The organism is Serratia sp. NA_112.1, from assembly GCF_052691715.1.
This window is the reverse complement of the sequence record NZ_JBQZFO010000014.1, coordinates 73,349-90,170: the sequence shown is the minus strand read 5'-3', so window position 1 is coordinate 90,170 and position 16,822 is coordinate 73,349. Positions and strand designations below refer to the sequence as shown.

Below are 16,822 nucleotides of genomic sequence, written 5' to 3'. Positions count from 1 at the left end.
GATTTTTATTTATCGGCCTCTACTCGCTCTGGGCAGGAATGAGGTTTGTCATCAGTCTGAGCCCCCTGCCTGCAGGGGGCTTTTTTACAGCGATTGCACGAAGAAATCGGCGGTGGCACTAAGTGCCTGTGGAGTAATGCGGTGCTTGCCCCCCGGCTCAGTGAGCAACGTCAATTGCCGGTCCCAACCGCTCTGCCGCAGTTCGGTCGCCAGCCGCAGGCTTTCCGCCGCCGGCACCAGGTCATCTGCCTCACCGTGCCAAAGCAGCAACGGGCGATCGGCAATTTTCTCCAACTGCTGCTCCAGACCGTAATCCGCCAGCATGGCAATGCGCGCATCAAAATCCTCGCTCGACAAAGGATTGCCCCGCTCATCCAGTGGCGGGAACAGCGTTTGCGCCAGAACGGTGTAGTAACCGGCCCCCATCAGGCTGGCCGCCGCTTTCACCCACGGATAGCGAGCAAAGCTGCCCAATGTCGTCATGCCGCCCATTGACGCACCACCCACGCCAATGCGCCCCTCGGCAATCAGACCTAGCTGTTCAAAGTGCGCCTTCAGCGCCGGTAACTCGTCAATATTGCCTCGAAGGATCTCCCAAAAGCTGGCCAACCGCTTTGCTTCATTGCCATCAAAACGTTCGCCGTGCAACTCGGCATCCGGGAGCACCACACGAAACCCTGCCCGGGCTAATGCGTAGGCAAAGTACGCGTACACTTCTTTCGACGAGGTATAGCCATGGTAGAAAAATACCGTCGGCAATGGTTGGTGATATTGCCCCGCAGGCACCGCGTGGATCACCGCAGTGTCCCCCACCCGCTCGTCATGTATTTCAATCATCCGTTTTCCCTCTGCGTACCGGTTGCCTTCATAATGGCAAACTTGAGCTAAAAGCATTAGCTCAATCTGTTCCAATTTATAATGGGTTACACTGAAATCATGCTATCCGCTCTGTCGAGGTATCTATGAAACTTTCCCATCTGCTGCTGCCCCTGGCGCTGGTCACGCTGCTTAGTGCCTGTGGCATGATGACCACGACGCCGAAAGCCCCGCCGGCCCCCACTGGCCAGGCACAAGAGGTAACCCGGGCGCAAACCTCCAAGCTGGTAAAGATAGGCACCACCAGCGCACTGGTTTACGGAAGCCCGATGGACGTGGAAGCGGAGATTAACAGGAAGGCTAACGCCAGCGGCGCACGCTATTACATGATTATCATGAACAGCGAGACCGTCGTTCCCGGCCAATGGTATTCACAGGCGATCCTGTATCGATAAACTGCGGCGTTTTAACCATATTTACAATGGCTTTGCACAGACTGAAGTTGGATATTGCACACTGTCGCTCAACCGGTCGCAGCCTGCGGTCGTTCGACGAAGGGGAACGCCATGAAACGCTCCGCCGCACTCACCGCCCTCCTGCTCTCCGTGGGGTTACTCAACGTCAGCGCCAAGTCTGCCGAACTGGCACCCGCCGATCGTGTTACACCGCTCAGTGAAATTGCGCAGATCACCCTGGATAATCTTTCCGGCTCGCCTCAGGACGTCGAACAGCTCATAGCACGCAAAGCTGATGAGCATGGGGCAAGCTATTACCGGATCCTGCGGATGGAGGAGCAGGCACATCAGCCCGGCTGGCGTGCCTCGGCGATTTTTTATCTTTAATAACTCATGCAGGCCGCATTTAACACGCCGCCGCTGATTGACACGCCCCCCAGGAAAATCCCGGCGGCCAGGTGATTGGACTCAATCTTGTCGCTGATGCGCGGCATGTAGATTTTAACCGCCGCGAACAGCAACAGTTGCACCACCAACGCCACCACGCCCCACAGCAAGTAGTCCAGCAGACTGATCGAGTTGATCGCCGCGCTGGCCAGCGGGATCACATACCCCAGGCAGGCACCGACGAATCCGAAGGCGGCAGACTGGTTGTCGGCCTTGATCAATGCCCATTCGTCATGCGGCGTAATGCGGGTATAGATAAACAAGAACACCAGAACCATGGCAAAACCACTGAAGAAGTAAGAGGCGAATGCCACCAACGCGCTGATAATATCCATGTCATGTTTCCTGGTCAGAGGTCAGAATCCCTTACGGGCCAAGTACTGAATTAAAAAGCTTTTCCCGCTGTAGCGCTACTGTTTTCCCTAGCCTCCCATCGCTCGGGCAAACAACGTCTCGCACAAACGGTCTGGTAAAGTTCGCTCACCACGGGTATCGAGCATCATTTGGCACCAGGCTTCCGCTAACGGCGGTGAACTGTAGCGCAGAAGCTGCGCCGCGGCGAGCAGATTGAATAACCCGCCGGTGACTGCCCGTCCCTGCACCTCCTGGGGCTTGCGCATCAACTGGAGCAACTGCCGCCACTGGCGATCAAAGTGACGGTTCTGTCCCCTCACCTCACCAAATTCAAGCTCCAGGGCCTCCTGCACCCCCGGCAGCTTTCCCCAGGCTCGCATCACGTCCAGACACATAATATTGCCGGAACCTTCCCAAATGCTGTTCACCGGCATTTCACGGTACAGCCGCGGCAGTTCACTCTCTTCGCAGTAGCCAATGCCGCCCAGCGCCTCCATCGCTTCGCCGACAAAAGGAGTGCCCTGTCGGCAGACTTCAAACTTCGCCGCCGGGGTCATCACCCGACACAGTGCCTGTTCCAACGATGCCCCGGCCCCCGTGCTGTCATAGGCTCGCGCCAGACGCATCAAGGCCGCCGTTTGTCCCTCCAGCCGCAGCGCCATGCGCGCCAACACCTGACGCATCATCGGTTGTTCGAGCAAGGGTTTGCCGAATGCCTGCCGTTGCAGAGCGTGGTACAAGGCCACCGATAATCCACGCCGCATCAATCCGTGGCTGCCCAACGCACAGTCAAAGCGCGTCAGGCCGCCCATTTTCAGGATATGCCGCACGCCATCCCCTTCTTCACCTACCAGCCAGGCGCTGGCGTCCTGAAACTCAACCTCACCGCTGGCATTGGAACGATTGCCCAGCTTATCCTTCAGCCGCTCCAGTCGTATGGCATTGCGGGTGCCGTCCGGCAGTATGCGCGGCAGGAAGAAGCACGACAGCCCCCCTTCAGCCTGTGCCAACACCAGATGTGCATCGCTTTGCGGCACCGAGAAGAACCATTTATGCCCCACCAGTCGGTATGCCTCCCCCGGGCCACGGGCGGCCAGCGGGGTTGCCGTGGTGGTATTACTCAACACGTCGGAACCGCCCTGCTTTTCGGTCATACCCATGCCAATCAGCAAGCCGCGCTTTTGCCCGCCGGGCAGCACATGCGCATCGTAACGATCGGATAGCAGCGGCGTTAACCAGGATTGGAATTCTGCCGGCAAAGAACGCTGCAGCAGTGGGATAGCGCCAAAGGTCATGGTCACCGGGCATAAGGTGCCGGCTTCGACCTGAGCATGCAGCACAAAACGCGCGGCGCGCGCCACAAACGAGCCAATACGGGCATCCTCCTGCCACGGCAGGTTATGCACACGGTTGGCGATCAAGCCTTGCATCAGGATATGCCAGGCGGGATGGAAACGGACGTCGTCCAACCGCTGGCCGGTGGCATCATAACGCAGCAGCTCCGGCGGGTTGGCATTGGCCAATCGCCCCAGTTCCAGCGATTCCTGGGTGCCCAACTGCTGCCCCAGCGAAGCCAGCACTTCGACATCCCAACCGGCTTGCTCGCGTTGTATCGCCTCATGCAGTGGCATATCGGACAGGAACAGATTACTGTTCCCCAGCGGTTTCGGCTGATTAAAAACGGTGTGTGTATTCCAGACCATCGGCTTGCTCCCTGATAAAAGCGTCAGGAGTAAGTATGGTCGTCAGGGGGATTTCTGCCGCAGGTGAGATCACAGGGTGGGAATTGAGAAAGTAATAAGGGCGCAAAATTCTGCGCCCTTATCGGTAAATCAACTGCGCTGACGCACTGCTTCAAATAGGCAGATGCCGGTGGCGACTGAAACGTTCAGTGAAGACACCGTCCCGGCCATTGGGATGCTGATCAGTTCGTCACAGTGCTCACGAGTCAGACGACGCATACCTTCGCCTTCTGCCCCCATCACCAGCGCCATTGGGCCAGTCATTTTGCTCTGGAACAAAGTGTGATCGGCTTCTCCGGCAGTGCCGACGACCCAGACGTTCATTTCCTGCAGCAAACGCAGGGTGCGCGCCAGGTTGGTGACGCGAATCAACGGAACGTTTTCCGCCGCGCCGCAGGCCACTTTCTTGGCAGTCGCATTCAACTGGGCAGAGCGATCGCGCGGGACGATCACCGCGTGTACACCGGCCGCATCGGCACTGCGAAGGCAGGCTCCGAGGTTGTGCGGGTCGGTCACGCCGTCCAACACCAACAGGAATGGCGTATCCACGCTTTCCAGCAGCGCCGGCAAATCGTTTTCCTGATACTGACGCCCTTCGCGCACCCGGGCGATAATCCCCTGATGCACCGCGCCCTCGACCTTCTCATCCAGCCACTGGCGGTTCGCCACCTGGATAACAATGCCGGTCGCTTCCAGCTCGGCAACCAACGGCTGTAGCCGACGATCGTCACGGCCTTTGAGGATAAACACTTCCAGGAAGCGTTGCGGATCGTTGTCTAACAGGGCTTTGACGGCATGAATACCGTAAATAATTTCGCTCATGATGCTCTTTTAACTGTGCGGCTGGCATATGCCAGCCGGTGATAATGACGTGTGGCAGCTTAAGCCTGCTCAGCACCTTTCTTCTTGCCGGCGCGTTTGGCCTTGGTCGCCGACGCTATTTTCCGGGTTTTGTCGGATACTTTCTTGGCTTTCGCCTTTTTGTCTTTCTTCACCTTGTCAGCGGGTTTGGCTTCGTCTTTACGGAAGGCGCTGTCAGGCTCAAAATTGGCGGGTGCTTTGCCACCGCGACGTTTGCGTGGCGCTGAAGTCCGGCCTGCGCCAGCCCCACCACGCAAGGTACGTTGGCCGCCATTCTTGGCGCGATCGCGTTCAGTTTTGCCTTCACCGCGTGGTTTGCGAGTGCTCGAGACCAAAGCGAAGTCAATTTTACGCTCGTCCATATGCACCGCTTCAACGCGGATCTCCACCGTATCGCCCAGGCGATAAACCACGCCGGAGGATTCGCCAATCAGACGCTGGCCGATATTATCGTAGCGATAATAGTCATTATCCAGCGATGATACGTGCACCAGGCCGTCGATAAACAGATCGTTCAGGCGGACGAAGAAACCAAAGCCGGTCACACTGGCAATAATACCGCTGAACACTTCCCCGACATGGTCCTGCATAAAGTCGCATTTCAGCCAGTCGGCAACGTTACGCGTCGCTTCATCAGCGCGGCGCTCGGCCATCGAACAGTGCTCGCCCAGCTGCAGCATTTCTTCGAACTCGCTGTGCCAACCACCGGTCGGCGTCCAGCGCTCTTTCGGCTCGCCATGCTCTTTAGCCAACTGATATTTGATCGCGCGGTGCATCGCCAGATCCGGATAACGACGGATCGGTGAGGTGAAGTGGCCGTAAGAAGCCAGCGCCAGACCAAAGTGGCCCCGGTTTTCCGGATCGTAGACCGCCTGTTTCATGGAACGCAGCAGCATGGTTTGCAGCATTTCATGGTCAGGACGTTCGGACACTTCATCCATCAAGGTGGCGTAGTCCTTCGGCTGCGGCTTGTTACCGCCGCCCAGCGTCAGACCCAGCTCACCCAACACGCTGCGCAAGGCAGTAATATGATCGTCACTTGGACGGTCATGCACGCGGAACAACGCCGGCTCGTTATTCTTCTCAACGAAGCGTGCCGCAGCGACGTTCGCCATGATCATGCACTCTTCGATCAGTTTGTGGGCGTCGTTACGCACCGTTGGCTCAACACGTTCAATACGACGTTCGGCGTTGAAGATAAACTTAGCTTCTTCGGTTTCAAAAGCAATACCGCCACGTTCGGCGCGCGCCTGATCCAACACCTTGTACATTGTGTGCAGCTCTTCCAGGTGCTTGACCAGCGGGTGATAATGCTCACGCAGCTCCTGATCGCCCTGCAAGATGTGCCAGACTTTGTTGTAGGTTAAGCGGGCGTGAGAGCTCATTACCGCTTCATAGAATTTGGCCGTCGACAGACGCCCCTGGGCGGAGATGGTCATCTCACACACCATACACAGGCGGTCAACCTGCGGGTTAAGCGAACACAGGCCGTTGGACAGCACCTCCGGCAGCATCGGGATCACCTCCGATGGGAAGTACACCGAGGTAGCACGGTTGCGCGCTTCGTCATCCAGCGCAGTACGTGGACGCACATAGTAACTGACGTCGGCAATGGCCACCCACAGGCGCCAACCGCCGCCGCGCTTTTTCTCACAGTAAACCGCGTCATCGAAATCGCGTGCGTCTTCGCCGTCAATGGTCACCAAAGGTAACTGACGCAGATCGACACGGCCTTTCTTGGCCGCTTCCGGTACCTGTTCGCTGAGATCGGCAACCTGTTTTTCCACCTGTGGCGGCCAAACATGCGGGATCTCATGGGTACGCAGAGCGATATCCACCGCCATGCTGGTCCCCATTTTATCGCCGAGGATCTCAACGATCTTGCCCACAGCCTTGGTACGGCGGGTCGGACGCTGGGTCAACTCAACCACCACCATAAAGCCCATGCGCGCACCGCTGGCGGCTTCGGCCGGGATCAGGATATCGAAGCTCAGACGGCTGTCGTCCGGCACCACAAAGCCGGTACCAGCATCCATAAAGAAGCGACCGACGATTTGGCTGGTTTTCGGCACCAGCACACGGACGATACGCGCTTCACGGCGGCCCTTGCGATCTGCAGCCATTGCCTGTGCCAGCACCACATCACCGTGGATTGCCATTTTCATCTGCTCGGCTGACAGATACAGGTCGTCTTTGCTGCCTTCAATACGCAGGAAACCAAAGCCATCACGGTGGCCGATAACGGTACCGCGCAGCAGATCAAGACGTTCCGGCAGCGCATAGCACTGGCGGCGGGTAAATATTAACTGACCGTCGCGCTCCATCGCACGCAGGCGGCGGCGCAACGCTTCTAACGGCTCTTCACCGGTTAAATTCAGCTCTTTGGCCAGCTCTTCGCGGCTGGCCGGCGTTTCTCTTTTCGCCAGATGGGCCAGAATGAATTCACGGCTCGGGATTGGGGATTCATATTTTTCTGCTTCTCGTTCCAGGAATGGATCTTGTGACATTGCGGTTCCTCCGTTGTCATCAGCAGGGTGCCGCTGAGCCTTGTCTTCTCAGCGACGCTTTATTCGACAAGCAATAGCTTGTAGAGCGATGGATTGTCTTCGACCATATCGGCCAACGTGTGGCTGTCCAGCTCTTCAAGGAAATTCTGTACGCCCTGTTGCAGCACCTGTTTCAGGCGGCAAGCAGGGGTTATGTGGCAGAAATTACTGTTGCAGTTAACCAGTGAAAGCGGCTCCAGCGCCCTTACCACGTCGCCGAGGCGAATGGTCTCGGCCGGTTTGCCCAAACGGATGCCACCGTTCTTTCCGCGCACGGCGGTCACAAAGCCAACCCGGCTTAACTGATTGATGATCTTTACCATATGGTTTCTGGACACGCCGTAGACCTCGGTGACTTCCGAGATACTGGTCATTTTGCCCGGTGGCAGCGAGGCCATGTAGATCAACGCCCGCAGGCCGTAATCAGTAAAACTTGTTAACTGCACATCTACCTCTGGGTATCATTTTACCCGTCTGATACGCCGATTTTCGGCACTATTTAAAAGATTACCTATACCAAAATAATTCGAGTTGCAGGAAGGCGGCAAGTCTGAGAGTTCCCAGGAGCTTACTCAGGTAAGTGACTGGGGTGAGCAGACGCAGCCAACGCACATGCAACTTGAAGTATGACCGGTATATTGGATAATAAACCAGCCGGAGAGTTAGCCGCTAATTATTTAGCGCATCTCAGGCTTTGGACAGGTTAAAGAAAGGATTTTTTGAAGTGAAATCGCAACCGGGGAGAATAATGATAAAAAAAACCGGAACAATGCCCGGTTTGTATAGGCTGCGTCCCGTAATAGGTCGTGGCACCGTCGCAGCCCCAAAATCCTCTAATCAAGGCGGAGGGGGGCTGAACATAGTGGCCCTATGTTCAAGCCCGACAACGCAGAGTACGGGTTTTTGGGACGCGACCCGAATGGCTGGAGCCATTTGAACGCGCACCTGCGTTCACGCACTATTACGGGACACAGCCTCTAGCAAAGCCAGATTATGCGTCGAACGGGTCGCGCAGGATCATGGTTTCGCTACGGTCTGGACCTGTAGAGATAATGTCTACTGGCACACCAGTCAGCTCTTCAATGCGCTTGATGTAGTTCAGCGCCGCCTGTGGCAGTTTGCTGTGTTCTTTCACGCCAAAAGTGGTGTCGCTCCAGCCAGGCATGGTTTCGTAGATGGGTTCAATACCTTCCCAACCTTCAGCCGCCAGCGGAGTCGTGGTCATTTCGCGGCCGTCAGGCATGCGATAACCCACGCAGATCTTCACTTCTTTCAAACCGTCCAACACGTCCAGCTTGGTCAGGCAGAAACCAGATAGGGAGTTGATCTGTACAGAACGGCGAACAGCTACCGCGTCCAGCCAGCCGGTACGACGACGACGGCCGGTAGTGGCGCCGAACTCGTTACCTTGTTTACACAGGAACTCACCGGTTTCGTCGAACAGTTCAGTTGGGAACGGACCTGCACCCACACGGGTAGAGTAGGCTTTAACGATGCCCAGAACGTAATCCACGTAACGCGGACCAATACCTGAACCGGTAGCAACGCCGCCAGCAGTGGTATTGGAAGAGGTCACGTACGGATAGGTACCGTGGTCGATATCCAGCAGGGTGCCCTGTGCGCCTTCGAACATGATCAGGTCGCCACGCTTGCGCGCGCCGTCCAACAGTTCGGACACGTCAACAACCATGGCGGTCAGGATGTCGGCGATAGACAGCACATAATCCAGAGTCGCCTGGTAATCAACGGCTTCAACTTTGTAGTAGTTGACCAACTGGAAGTTATGGTAATCAACGATTTCCTTCAGCTTAACAGCGAAGGTTTCTTTGTTGAACAGGTCGCTAACGCGCAGACCACGACGAGCAACTTTATCTTCGTAAGCCGGGCCGATACCGCGACCGGTGGTACCGATAGCTTTCGCGCCACGTGCTTTCTCGCGCGCGTTATCCAGCGCAACGTGATAAGGCAGGATCAGCGGGCAGGCTTCGGACAGTAACAGACGTTCGCGTACCGGGATGCCGCGCGCTTCGAGTTCACCCATTTCTTTCATCAATGCGTCTGGAGCCAGAACCACACCGTTGCCGATGATACTGGTCACGTTTTCACGCAGAATACCTGATGGAATCAAATGAAGGACGGTTTTTTCACCGTTAATAACCAGAGTGTGACCAGCGTTATGGCCCCCTTGGTAGCGCACTACATATTGAGCCCGTTCGGTCAGCAGGTCTACGACCTTGCCCTTACCTTCGTCACCCCATTGAGTGCCCAGTACGACGACGTTCTTACCCATTTTAAAAATCACCGGTTGCTTAAAAATGGATTCTACCACCGTAATTCGTGAGTTTCAGCACTTTTAGCATAGGGTTGCATATTTTTTAGGCTAAACTTTAAACCCCTGCGTGTGTACGCAACATGTAGTAGATCACACAGCCTGCAACCACTATTCCGCCGCCAAATCGACGCAGTGTCGCGTCGGGAAACTGGGTCATCGCCAGTATCATTTTGCGCCAGGCCTGCGGGAACAGCATCGGGCCCAGCCCTTCCAGCACCAAAACCAGCCCAAGCGCCAGCCAGATCGTTGAATTCATCAGTGACTCCCAAAAAGAAAGGGCCCGCGTTTAAACGGGCCCTCTATCATTAACCGACGCGGTTACTTGCGTACGGAATCAGGCGACTTCATGTAGCGGAAGAAATCGCTGTCCGGGCTCAGTACCATCACATCCTGGTTATTGCTGCTGAAGCTGGTTTCATAAGCGCGCAGGCTACGGATAAAGGCGTAGAAGTCCGGATCCTGACTGAATGCGTTAGCAAACAGTTTGGCCGCTTCGGCATTACCTTCACCACGAGTGATACGCGCTATACGTTCGGCTTCTGCCAAGGTACGAGTCACTTCGTAGTCTGCGGTAGCGCGCAGCTTCTCAGCCTCTTCCTGACCCTGTGAACGGTGACGACGGGCTACCGCTTCACGCTCGGCGCGCATACGCTGATAGATTGCATCAGACACTTCTGCCGGCAGGTTGATCTGCTTGATACGCACGTCGATCACTTCGATACCCAACGCCGCCATGCTGTTCGGGTTAACCTTCGGCAGTTTGCCGGTGGTTTCCTTTTCAACACGCGCCGCTGCAGAAGCAATAGCATCATCAGCTTCAGTGGTCGCCACTTCCTGGTCATCACCCACGGTGCCGGTGTTCAGCGCGTCACGCACGTCGGACATCAGTTTGCCGCGCGAGTCGGTCACGATATCTTTAACATCCAGACGACCAATCTCGGAACGCAGACGGTCACTGAACTTACGTTTCAACAACACTTCGGCCTGTGAAACATCACCGCCGCCGGTTGCCAGGTAGTAACGGCTGAAATCGCTGATACGCCATTTCAGGTATGAGTCGACGATCAGGTCTTTCTTCTCGCTGGTAACAAAGCGGTCAGCCTGGTTGTCCATGGTCTGGATACGCGCATCCAGCGTTTTCACTGATTCAATGAACGGGATCTTGAAGTGCAGACCCGGCGCATAAACCAGCGGCTTGTTGTCGCTGTCACGCAGTACCTTGCCGAAACGCAGCACGATGCCGCGCTGACCTTCCTGAACCACGAACAAGGATGCATACAACGCCACCAGCACCGCGAGGATAATTACTATAAAAGACTTACGCATTGATTATTCTCTCCCTACGCGAGTGGTGTCGTCACGCTGCGCATTCGCCCGGCGCTGGTCCATGACCGAGCCGTTGCTGGTGCGCTGGCTGCTGGAGCTGGCGCCGCTGTTGGCAGACGGAGCGGGGTTGAGACGAATCAGGCTGGTGTCTTTACTACCGTCAGCCGCCGCGCCGGTTTGGCCACGCAGCATTTGATCCAGCGGTAACACCATAAGATTGTTGCCTTTGTCATTCACCAACACTTTACGGGTGTGGCTCAGGACTTTTTCCATGGTTTCGATATACAGACGCTCGCGGGTGATTTGCGGAGCAGACTTGTATTCCGGCAACAGCTTGGCAAAGCCCGCAACCTCACCCTGTGCTTCCAGGACGGTACGGTCTTTATAGGCTTTGGCATCTTCCAACAGACGCTGTGCCTGGCCATTAGCACGTGGCTGAACTTCGTTGGCGTAAGCTTCTGCCTCACGGATGTACTGCTGCTCGTTCTCACGTGCGGCAATCGCATCATCAAATGCGGCTTTCACCTCTTCCGGCGGACGAGCGGCCTGGAAGTTGACGTCCAGCAGCGTGATGCCCATGTTGTACGGACGAATAGTCTCTTCCAGTACGCGTTGGGTATCGCTACGCACGATAGTACGGCCTTCGGTCAGGATCTTATCCATGGTGTACTTGCCGATAACGCCACGCAGGGCGCTGTCAGTAGCCTGGCTCAGGCTATCGTCGGCGTTGGTCACGCTGAACAGATAGGCTTCCGGGTTGGTCACGCGGTACTGCACGTTCATTTCTACGCGTACCACGTTCTCATCGGAAGTCAGCATCACACCAGAAGCGGCCAGTTCACGCACCGACTCCACGTTAACTGGACGCACTTCATCGATGAAGGTCGGCTTCCAGTTCAGACCCGGCTGCACCAGGTGGCTGAATTTGCCGAAACGAGTCACGACACCGCGCTCGGCTTCTTTGATGGTGTAGAAACCGCTGGCGGCCCAAATCACCACCACCGCAACCGCAGCGATACCGATAATACGACCGCTAAGACCCGGCCCCGAAGTGCCAGTACCGCCGTCGTTATTGTTGTTGGAGCCTTTGCCCCCGCCCAAGCCGCTCAGTTTTTTGCTCAGCTTGCGGAAGATATCGTCCAAATCAGGTGGCCCTTGATCGCGACCGCCTTTGTTATTACCGCCAGAGTTGCCGCCATTGTTATTGCTGCTCCCCCACGGGTCGCGGTCCTGTCCGTTATTACCGGGCTGATTCCACGCCATGTTTTAGCTCCATATTCTGTGATTGGGTACTTCAGGCTTACGCGAAGCTCAAATGTAACAGGATATGATCATACTATAAAGTTAATCAGTTCCTGTTCCTGTTTGCAGAGGCGGCGCCATTCGACGATGGGCATACGAACCACCACGCCAATGCTGCCGTCTTCTTCGTTCCACTCTTTCTCAATTGCCTGAAGCTGGTAAAAACGGCTACGAAGACGGCCTGCCTCTGGCGGTAAGCGCAGCTCATAATGCGCGATTTCCCCCGATAAGCGCTCCGTCAACGCCTGATACAGCAACGGGATACCTTCACCACTGGCGGCGGACAGCCACACCCGGATCGGTAAGTTTTCATCGTTGCGGTCGATACGCGGAACAAAATCATCCAGCATATCTATTTTGTTCATCACTAACAGTGTAGGGATCTCATCCGATTCAATCTCTGCCAGCACGGTATTTACCGCTTCAATGTTCTCATCGACACGGGTATCCGCGGCGTCAATTACATGTAACAGCAAAGATGCCTGACGCGTTTCTTGCAGCGTTGCCTTGAAGGCGGCCACCAGATCGTGCGGCAGGTGCCGGATAAAGCCTACGGTATCCGCCAACACGGTATCGCCCACATCGGCCACGTCGATACGTCGCAGGGTAGGATCCAGGGTGGCAAATAGCTGGTCGGCCGCGTACACATCGGCAGACGTTATTCGATTAAACAGGGTAGATTTACCGGCGTTGGTGTATCCCACCAGCGATACGGTTGGCACTTCAGCACGGGTACGCGCACGTCGGCCCTGTTCACGCTGCTTAGCTACCCGCTCCAGGCGGCGTAGAATCAGGCTAATGCGATCGCGTAACAGACGACGGTCGGTCTCTAATTGGGTTTCCCCCGGCCCGCGCAGGCCAATCCCCCCTTTTTGGCGCTCAAGGTGCGTCCAGCCACGAACTAAACGCGTGGCGATATGACGCAACTGTGCCAGCTCTACCTGCAGCTTACCTTCATGGGTACGGGCACGCTGGGCAAATATGTCTAAAATCAACCCGGTGCGATCGATCACCCGGCATTCGCACAGGCGTTCAAGGTTTCTCTCTTGCGCCGCGGAAAGGGAGTGATCAAACAGGACAACAGATGCGCCACTGGCTTTTACCGCATCTGCAATTTCTTCGGCCTTTCCTTCACCGACAAAGTACTTGGGATGGGGGGCTTTGCGGCTACCAGTCACCACTTGCAAAGCTTCGACACCCGCAGAGGACACCAGGGATTCGAACTCACTGAGATCTTCTGTATCTTTGTCTTGCGAGAAATAGATATGAACCAGGACGGCCTGCTCACCGGCTTCATAACGGTCAAACAAGCGTGCAACCTCTCAAACGGAAATCCGTGAGTTTGGGGGACATAAACAGCCCATGGCTGCTTATGCTCCCCGTCATGGTTGACTCGCAACGCACTTTATTCAGCGTCATCGCTTTCCTGCTGCGGCTGTTGCGGCGCAGACGGGTTGTTACCATGGTGATAGTTACTGGTGCCGCCGCTCGGAGTATTGCTATGGTGCGATACCGGGCGTGACGGGACAACGGTAGAGATAGCGTGCTTATAAACCATCTGGCTCACCGTGTTTTTCAACAGGATGACAAACTGGTCAAAAGACTCAATCTGGCCTTGCAGCTTAATACCATTCACCAAATAAATAGAAACCGGAACACGTTCACGACGCAATGCGTTCAGGAACGGATCTTGCAAAGATTGCCCCTTAGCCATTCTATCTTTTCCTTATTTGCTTGTTGTTTTTAACTAAGAACCTGTCGGCTCTAAAATAAACGACCTAAAAAATTTGCGCGCTGAATACTCATCAATTGTACACAATCACTCAACCTATGCACTAACAACCTGTATTACCGAGTCCAAAGCCTCTCCCGGCTTCTCGCTGTCCAGCCAATGTACCGAGTCCCAGCCTCGTAACCAGGTCATTTGGCGCTTGGCCAATTGACGCGTTGCGCAAATACCACGATAAACCATCTCATCGTAACTAATCTCGCCAGACAAATATGACCACATCTGGCGATAACCGACACAGCGAATGGAAGGCAAATCCGTATGCAAATCACCCCGAGCAAAAAGTGCACGCGCTTCCGTCTCAAAACCTGCCGCCAACATTTGATGGTACCGCAGCTCTATGCGTTGATGGATCAACTCACGGCTGGTCGGCGCTATCGCAAACTGGTGCACATGATACGGCAACGATTCACCCGAAATTTTAGTCAGTTCCGTTAAAGTTTTACCCGAAATAAAAAAAACTTCCAGTGCTCTGGACAGTCTCTGCGGATCATTCGGATGAATTCTCAATGCCGCAACCGGATCAATCTCTTGCAACTGACGGTGTAAAACGTCCCAACCCTGCTCCGCCGCCTGCTGTTCGATGCGCTCGCGCACCACAGGATCGGCAGGTGGCAACGGCGATAAACCTTCCAGCAACGCCTTGAAATAAAGCATGGTGCCCCCCACCAGCAGCGGGATACGCCCGGCGGCGCTAATGGCGGCCATCTCTTTCAGTGCGTCGGTGCGAAAGTCCGCTGCTGAGTAGACTTCGGCAGGGTCACGAATATCAATCAGCCGATGCGGTGCCTGCGCCAGTTCTTCAGCGCTCGGTTTGGCCGTGCCGATATCCATACCGCGATAAATCAGCGCGGAATCCACGCTGATCAATTCCACAGGCAGGCGTTCACGCAGCGCGATCGCCAATGCGGTTTTGCCCGAGGCGGTCGGCCCCATGATAAAAATAGCCGGGGGACGTGGTGTCATTTCAGTTTCAATCATGCCTAAGTGCTGTCAGTGCAGCCTGTAAATCAACAGGTTGTAAAAGTCCGCTGGGTGGTGATTTGACCAGTTTCGGGCAAAGTCGTTCAACGTCGGTCAGCAATTGTATCGCTTGTGAGGTGTTCCACTGTTCATGCTCGCTACCTAAATGGCGGGCAAACCAGGTGGCCAATACCGCGGGCGACATCTCCTGATTCTCGGCCAGATAGCCTAACAGTTCGGGTATCAGTTTTTGTAAATTTTGTTGGCGTAATGGTAAAGGTACTGCGCGCAGCGTCACACGCCCGTGATCAACTTGCAGATCCAGACCCATGGTTACCAATAGCGGCTGATGATGTATGCAGGCAGCCGCTTCTTGTTTGTTCAACGTCAGCTTGATTGGTATCAGCAGCGGTTGTGGCCGCAAGCCTTCTTGCGAAGGATTGAGTTGCGCCTGACGTAACCAGCGTTCGGCCACCGGCAGGTTAAGCAACATTAACTGTTGACGGTTTTCAATCAGCGCATAACACGGCGGGTAGATCATCAGCACACGGCCAAAACCGTGCTGACTACCGGCCAGTGGTGTTTCCGGCTCGGTTTTTACCGGCGGAAACAGCGGTTGCTTCGGCGCTTCTTGTCGTGGCTCAGCCACTGGCGTGGCCTGCAACAGCTTACCGTACAGTTCACCTTCCCGCTTCTGGTAGCCACTACCCGAATGATAAGCCGGTTGCGGCGCACGTTCACGCGCGACGGCAGGCTCGGTTGATGCGGTTTCTCGGCGCGGTGCAGGCTGCGAAAAATGATTGCCGCCAGCGGCGACGCGGTTTTCTTGCTGCCAGACCGGAGCCTGCGGCAGCTCGGTTTCATCGGTCAACGGCAGCGGCGCATGGCCGACCTGCTGCAACACGGTGGTTACCGCCTGATAGATAAAGTCGTGCACCAGCCGAGCCTGATGGAAACGTACCTCGTGCTTGGCCGGGTGTACATTCACATCCACCTGATGCGGGTCTACCTCCAGATACAGCACATAGGCAGGCTGCTGGTCGTCTTTCAGTTGATCCTGATAAGCCTGGCGGATAGCGTGATTAATCAAACGATCGCGCATCATGCGGCTGTTGACGTAGCAATACTGCATTTCGCCCAGTTGCCGGGCACCGGCAGGATCGGCCACCCAACCGCGGATGGTCAGATCACCGTGCTGCCAAGAAATATTCAGCGCATGCTGCAAAAAGGCCGGACCGCAAATACTGCCCAGGCGGCGCTCATACTGGCTCTCGTCTTTCGCTGCGCGATATTGGCGCATCAGCTTGCCATTGTGACTAAGATTGATCGCCACATCGAAACGCGCCAGTGCAATACGTCGAACCACTTCATCGATATGACCGAATTCGGTTTTCTCGGTGCGCATAAATTTGCGCCGCGCCGGGGTGTTGTAGAACAGATCCAGCACTTCCAGCGTACTGCCTGTCGGGTGTGCCGCCGGCTTGAGCGTCACCGCCTGATCGCGACCTTCGGCATAAGCCTGCCAGGCTTCGTTTTGTTCTGCGGTGCGTGAAGTGAGGGTTAAGCGAGAAACCGAGCTGATACTGGCCAACGCCTCACCGCGAAAGCCGAGGCTGACAATGGCTTCCAAATCGTCGAGCGTACTGATTTTACTGGTGGCATGACGGGCCAACGCCAGAGCCAGGTCGTCCTTGCCAATACCACTGCCGTTATCACGGATGCGGATCAACTTGGCACCACCGCGCTCGATATCAATATCAATACGCGTCGCCCCGGCATCCAGACTGTTTTCCACCAGTTCCTTGACCACAGACGCGGGTCGCTCGACTACTTCACCGGCGGCAATCTGATTGGCAAGCTGGGGCGGTAGTACCTGGATAGGCATGCTG

At 55.7% G+C, this 16,822-nt stretch carries 16 protein-coding genes; 2 read left to right on the top strand and 14 right to left on the bottom strand.

Annotated features, from left to right (window positions below; all coding sequences use genetic code 11):
- Positions 1-84 precede the first annotated feature (84 nt).
- Positions 85-837, bottom strand: coding sequence for an esterase (yjfP, locus tag ACUTQ5_RS20390; protein WP_445652717.1), 753 nt, complete (start codon positions 835-837; stop codon positions 85-87).
- Positions 838-962: 125 nt separating this feature from the next.
- Here yjfP and bsmA point away from each other — a divergent pair, with 125 nt between their 5' ends.
- On the top strand, positions 963-1,271 hold the full coding sequence (gene bsmA / locus ACUTQ5_RS20385) for a biofilm peroxide resistance protein BsmA (RefSeq protein ID WP_445652716.1): 309 nt from the start codon (positions 963-965) through the stop codon (positions 1,269-1,271).
- Positions 1,272-1,382: 111 nt separating this feature from the next.
- On the top strand, positions 1,383-1,658 hold the full coding sequence (locus ACUTQ5_RS20380) for a DUF1471 domain-containing protein (protein ID WP_445652715.1): 276 nt from the start codon (positions 1,383-1,385) through the stop codon (positions 1,656-1,658).
- Here the strand turns inward: ACUTQ5_RS20380 and ACUTQ5_RS20375 are convergent.
- From ACUTQ5_RS20375 to mutL, 13 genes are all read right to left on the bottom strand, one after another.
- A complete protein-coding gene (locus ACUTQ5_RS20375; protein WP_445652714.1) occupies positions 1,655-2,053 on the bottom strand; it encodes a DUF350 domain-containing protein in 399 nt (132 codons plus the stop codon). The genes ACUTQ5_RS20380 and ACUTQ5_RS20375 overlap by 4 nt on opposite strands.
- A gap of 87 nt (positions 2,054-2,140) precedes the next feature.
- Complete coding sequence (locus ACUTQ5_RS20370; protein ID WP_445652713.1) at positions 2,141-3,775, bottom strand: isovaleryl-CoA dehydrogenase; 1,635 nt, start codon at positions 3,773-3,775, stop codon at positions 2,141-2,143.
- A gap of 129 nt (positions 3,776-3,904) precedes the next feature.
- The gene (gene rlmB / locus ACUTQ5_RS20365; RefSeq protein ID WP_445652712.1) at positions 3,905-4,636 is read right to left on the bottom strand and encodes a 23S rRNA (guanosine(2251)-2'-O)-methyltransferase RlmB; all 732 of its coding nucleotides are present in this window, start codon (positions 4,634-4,636) and stop codon (positions 3,905-3,907) included.
- Between the two features lie 59 nt (positions 4,637-4,695).
- A complete protein-coding gene (gene rnr, locus ACUTQ5_RS20360; RefSeq protein ID WP_017891362.1) occupies positions 4,696-7,182 on the bottom strand; it encodes a ribonuclease R in 2,487 nt (828 codons plus the stop codon).
- A gap of 59 nt (positions 7,183-7,241) precedes the next feature.
- Positions 7,242-7,667, bottom strand: a complete 426-nt coding sequence (gene nsrR / locus ACUTQ5_RS20355) for a nitric oxide-sensing transcriptional repressor NsrR (RefSeq protein WP_445652711.1) — start codon at positions 7,665-7,667, stop codon at positions 7,242-7,244.
- A gap of 545 nt (positions 7,668-8,212) precedes the next feature.
- Entirely contained in the window at positions 8,213-9,511 is a 1,299-nt protein-coding gene (locus tag ACUTQ5_RS20350; protein WP_261110172.1) for an adenylosuccinate synthase, read from the bottom strand.
- 97 nt (positions 9,512-9,608) lie between these two features.
- Complete coding sequence (locus ACUTQ5_RS20345) at positions 9,609-9,809, bottom strand: DUF2065 domain-containing protein (RefSeq protein ID WP_017891360.1); 201 nt, start codon at positions 9,807-9,809, stop codon at positions 9,609-9,611.
- Positions 9,810-9,871: 62 nt separating this feature from the next.
- Complete coding sequence (gene hflC, locus ACUTQ5_RS20340) at positions 9,872-10,879, bottom strand: protease modulator HflC (protein WP_445652710.1); 1,008 nt, start codon at positions 10,877-10,879, stop codon at positions 9,872-9,874.
- 3 nt (positions 10,880-10,882) lie between these two features.
- Positions 10,883-12,142 (bottom strand): FtsH protease activity modulator HflK, encoded by a 1,260-nt coding sequence (gene hflK / locus ACUTQ5_RS20335; protein WP_445652709.1) that lies wholly within the window; start codon positions 12,140-12,142, stop codon positions 10,883-10,885.
- Between the two features lie 68 nt (positions 12,143-12,210).
- Positions 12,211-13,491 (bottom strand): ribosome rescue GTPase HflX, encoded by a 1,281-nt coding sequence (hflX, locus tag ACUTQ5_RS20330; protein ID WP_020824906.1) that lies wholly within the window; start codon positions 13,489-13,491, stop codon positions 12,211-12,213.
- A 95-nt stretch (positions 13,492-13,586) separates the two neighbouring features.
- Positions 13,587-13,895, bottom strand: coding sequence for an RNA chaperone Hfq (gene hfq / locus ACUTQ5_RS20325; RefSeq protein WP_012004894.1), 309 nt, complete (start codon positions 13,893-13,895; stop codon positions 13,587-13,589).
- 114 nt (positions 13,896-14,009) lie between these two features.
- On the bottom strand, positions 14,010-14,951 hold the full coding sequence (gene miaA / locus ACUTQ5_RS20320) for a tRNA (adenosine(37)-N6)-dimethylallyltransferase MiaA (RefSeq protein ID WP_445652708.1): 942 nt from the start codon (positions 14,949-14,951) through the stop codon (positions 14,010-14,012).
- Positions 14,944-16,818, bottom strand: coding sequence for a DNA mismatch repair endonuclease MutL (gene mutL, locus ACUTQ5_RS20315; protein WP_445652707.1), 1,875 nt, complete (start codon positions 16,816-16,818; stop codon positions 14,944-14,946). The genes miaA and mutL overlap by 8 nt, the downstream gene beginning before the upstream one ends.
- Positions 16,819-16,822: the final 4 nt, after the last annotated feature.

Excerpts from the sequence above, each read along its gene's own strand:
- yjfP (WP_445652717.1), bottom strand. The coding sequence starts at position 837 with ATGATTGAAATACATGACGAGCGGGTGGGGGACACTGCGGTGATCCAC.
- bsmA (WP_445652716.1), top strand. The coding sequence starts at position 963 with ATGAAACTTTCCCATCTGCTGCTGCCCCTGGCGCTGGTCACGCTGCTT.
- ACUTQ5_RS20380 (WP_445652715.1), top strand. The coding sequence starts at position 1,383 with ATGAAACGCTCCGCCGCACTCACCGCCCTCCTGCTCTCCGTGGGGTTA.
- ACUTQ5_RS20375 (WP_445652714.1), bottom strand. The coding sequence starts at position 2,053 with ATGGATATTATCAGCGCGTTGGTGGCATTCGCCTCTTACTTCTTCAGT.
- ACUTQ5_RS20370 (WP_445652713.1), bottom strand. The coding sequence starts at position 3,775 with ATGGTCTGGAATACACACACCGTTTTTAATCAGCCGAAACCGCTGGGG.
- rlmB (WP_445652712.1), bottom strand. The coding sequence starts at position 4,636 with ATGAGCGAAATTATTTACGGTATTCATGCCGTCAAAGCCCTGTTAGAC.
- rnr (WP_017891362.1), bottom strand. The coding sequence starts at position 7,182 with ATGTCACAAGATCCATTCCTGGAACGAGAAGCAGAAAAATATGAATCC.
- ACUTQ5_RS20350 (WP_261110172.1), bottom strand. The coding sequence starts at position 9,511 with ATGGGTAAGAACGTCGTCGTACTGGGCACTCAATGGGGTGACGAAGGT.
- ACUTQ5_RS20345 (WP_017891360.1), bottom strand. The coding sequence starts at position 9,809 with ATGAATTCAACGATCTGGCTGGCGCTTGGGCTGGTTTTGGTGCTGGAA.
- hflC (WP_445652710.1), bottom strand. The coding sequence starts at position 10,879 with ATGCGTAAGTCTTTTATAGTAATTATCCTCGCGGTGCTGGTGGCGTTG.
- hflK (WP_445652709.1), bottom strand. The coding sequence starts at position 12,142 with ATGGCGTGGAATCAGCCCGGTAATAACGGACAGGACCGCGACCCGTGG.
- hfq (WP_012004894.1), bottom strand. The coding sequence starts at position 13,895 with ATGGCTAAGGGGCAATCTTTGCAAGATCCGTTCCTGAACGCATTGCGT.
- miaA (WP_445652708.1), bottom strand. The coding sequence starts at position 14,951 with ATGATTGAAACTGAAATGACACCACGTCCCCCGGCTATTTTTATCATG.
- mutL (WP_445652707.1), bottom strand. The coding sequence starts at position 16,818 with ATGCCTATCCAGGTACTACCGCCCCAGCTTGCCAATCAGATTGCCGCC.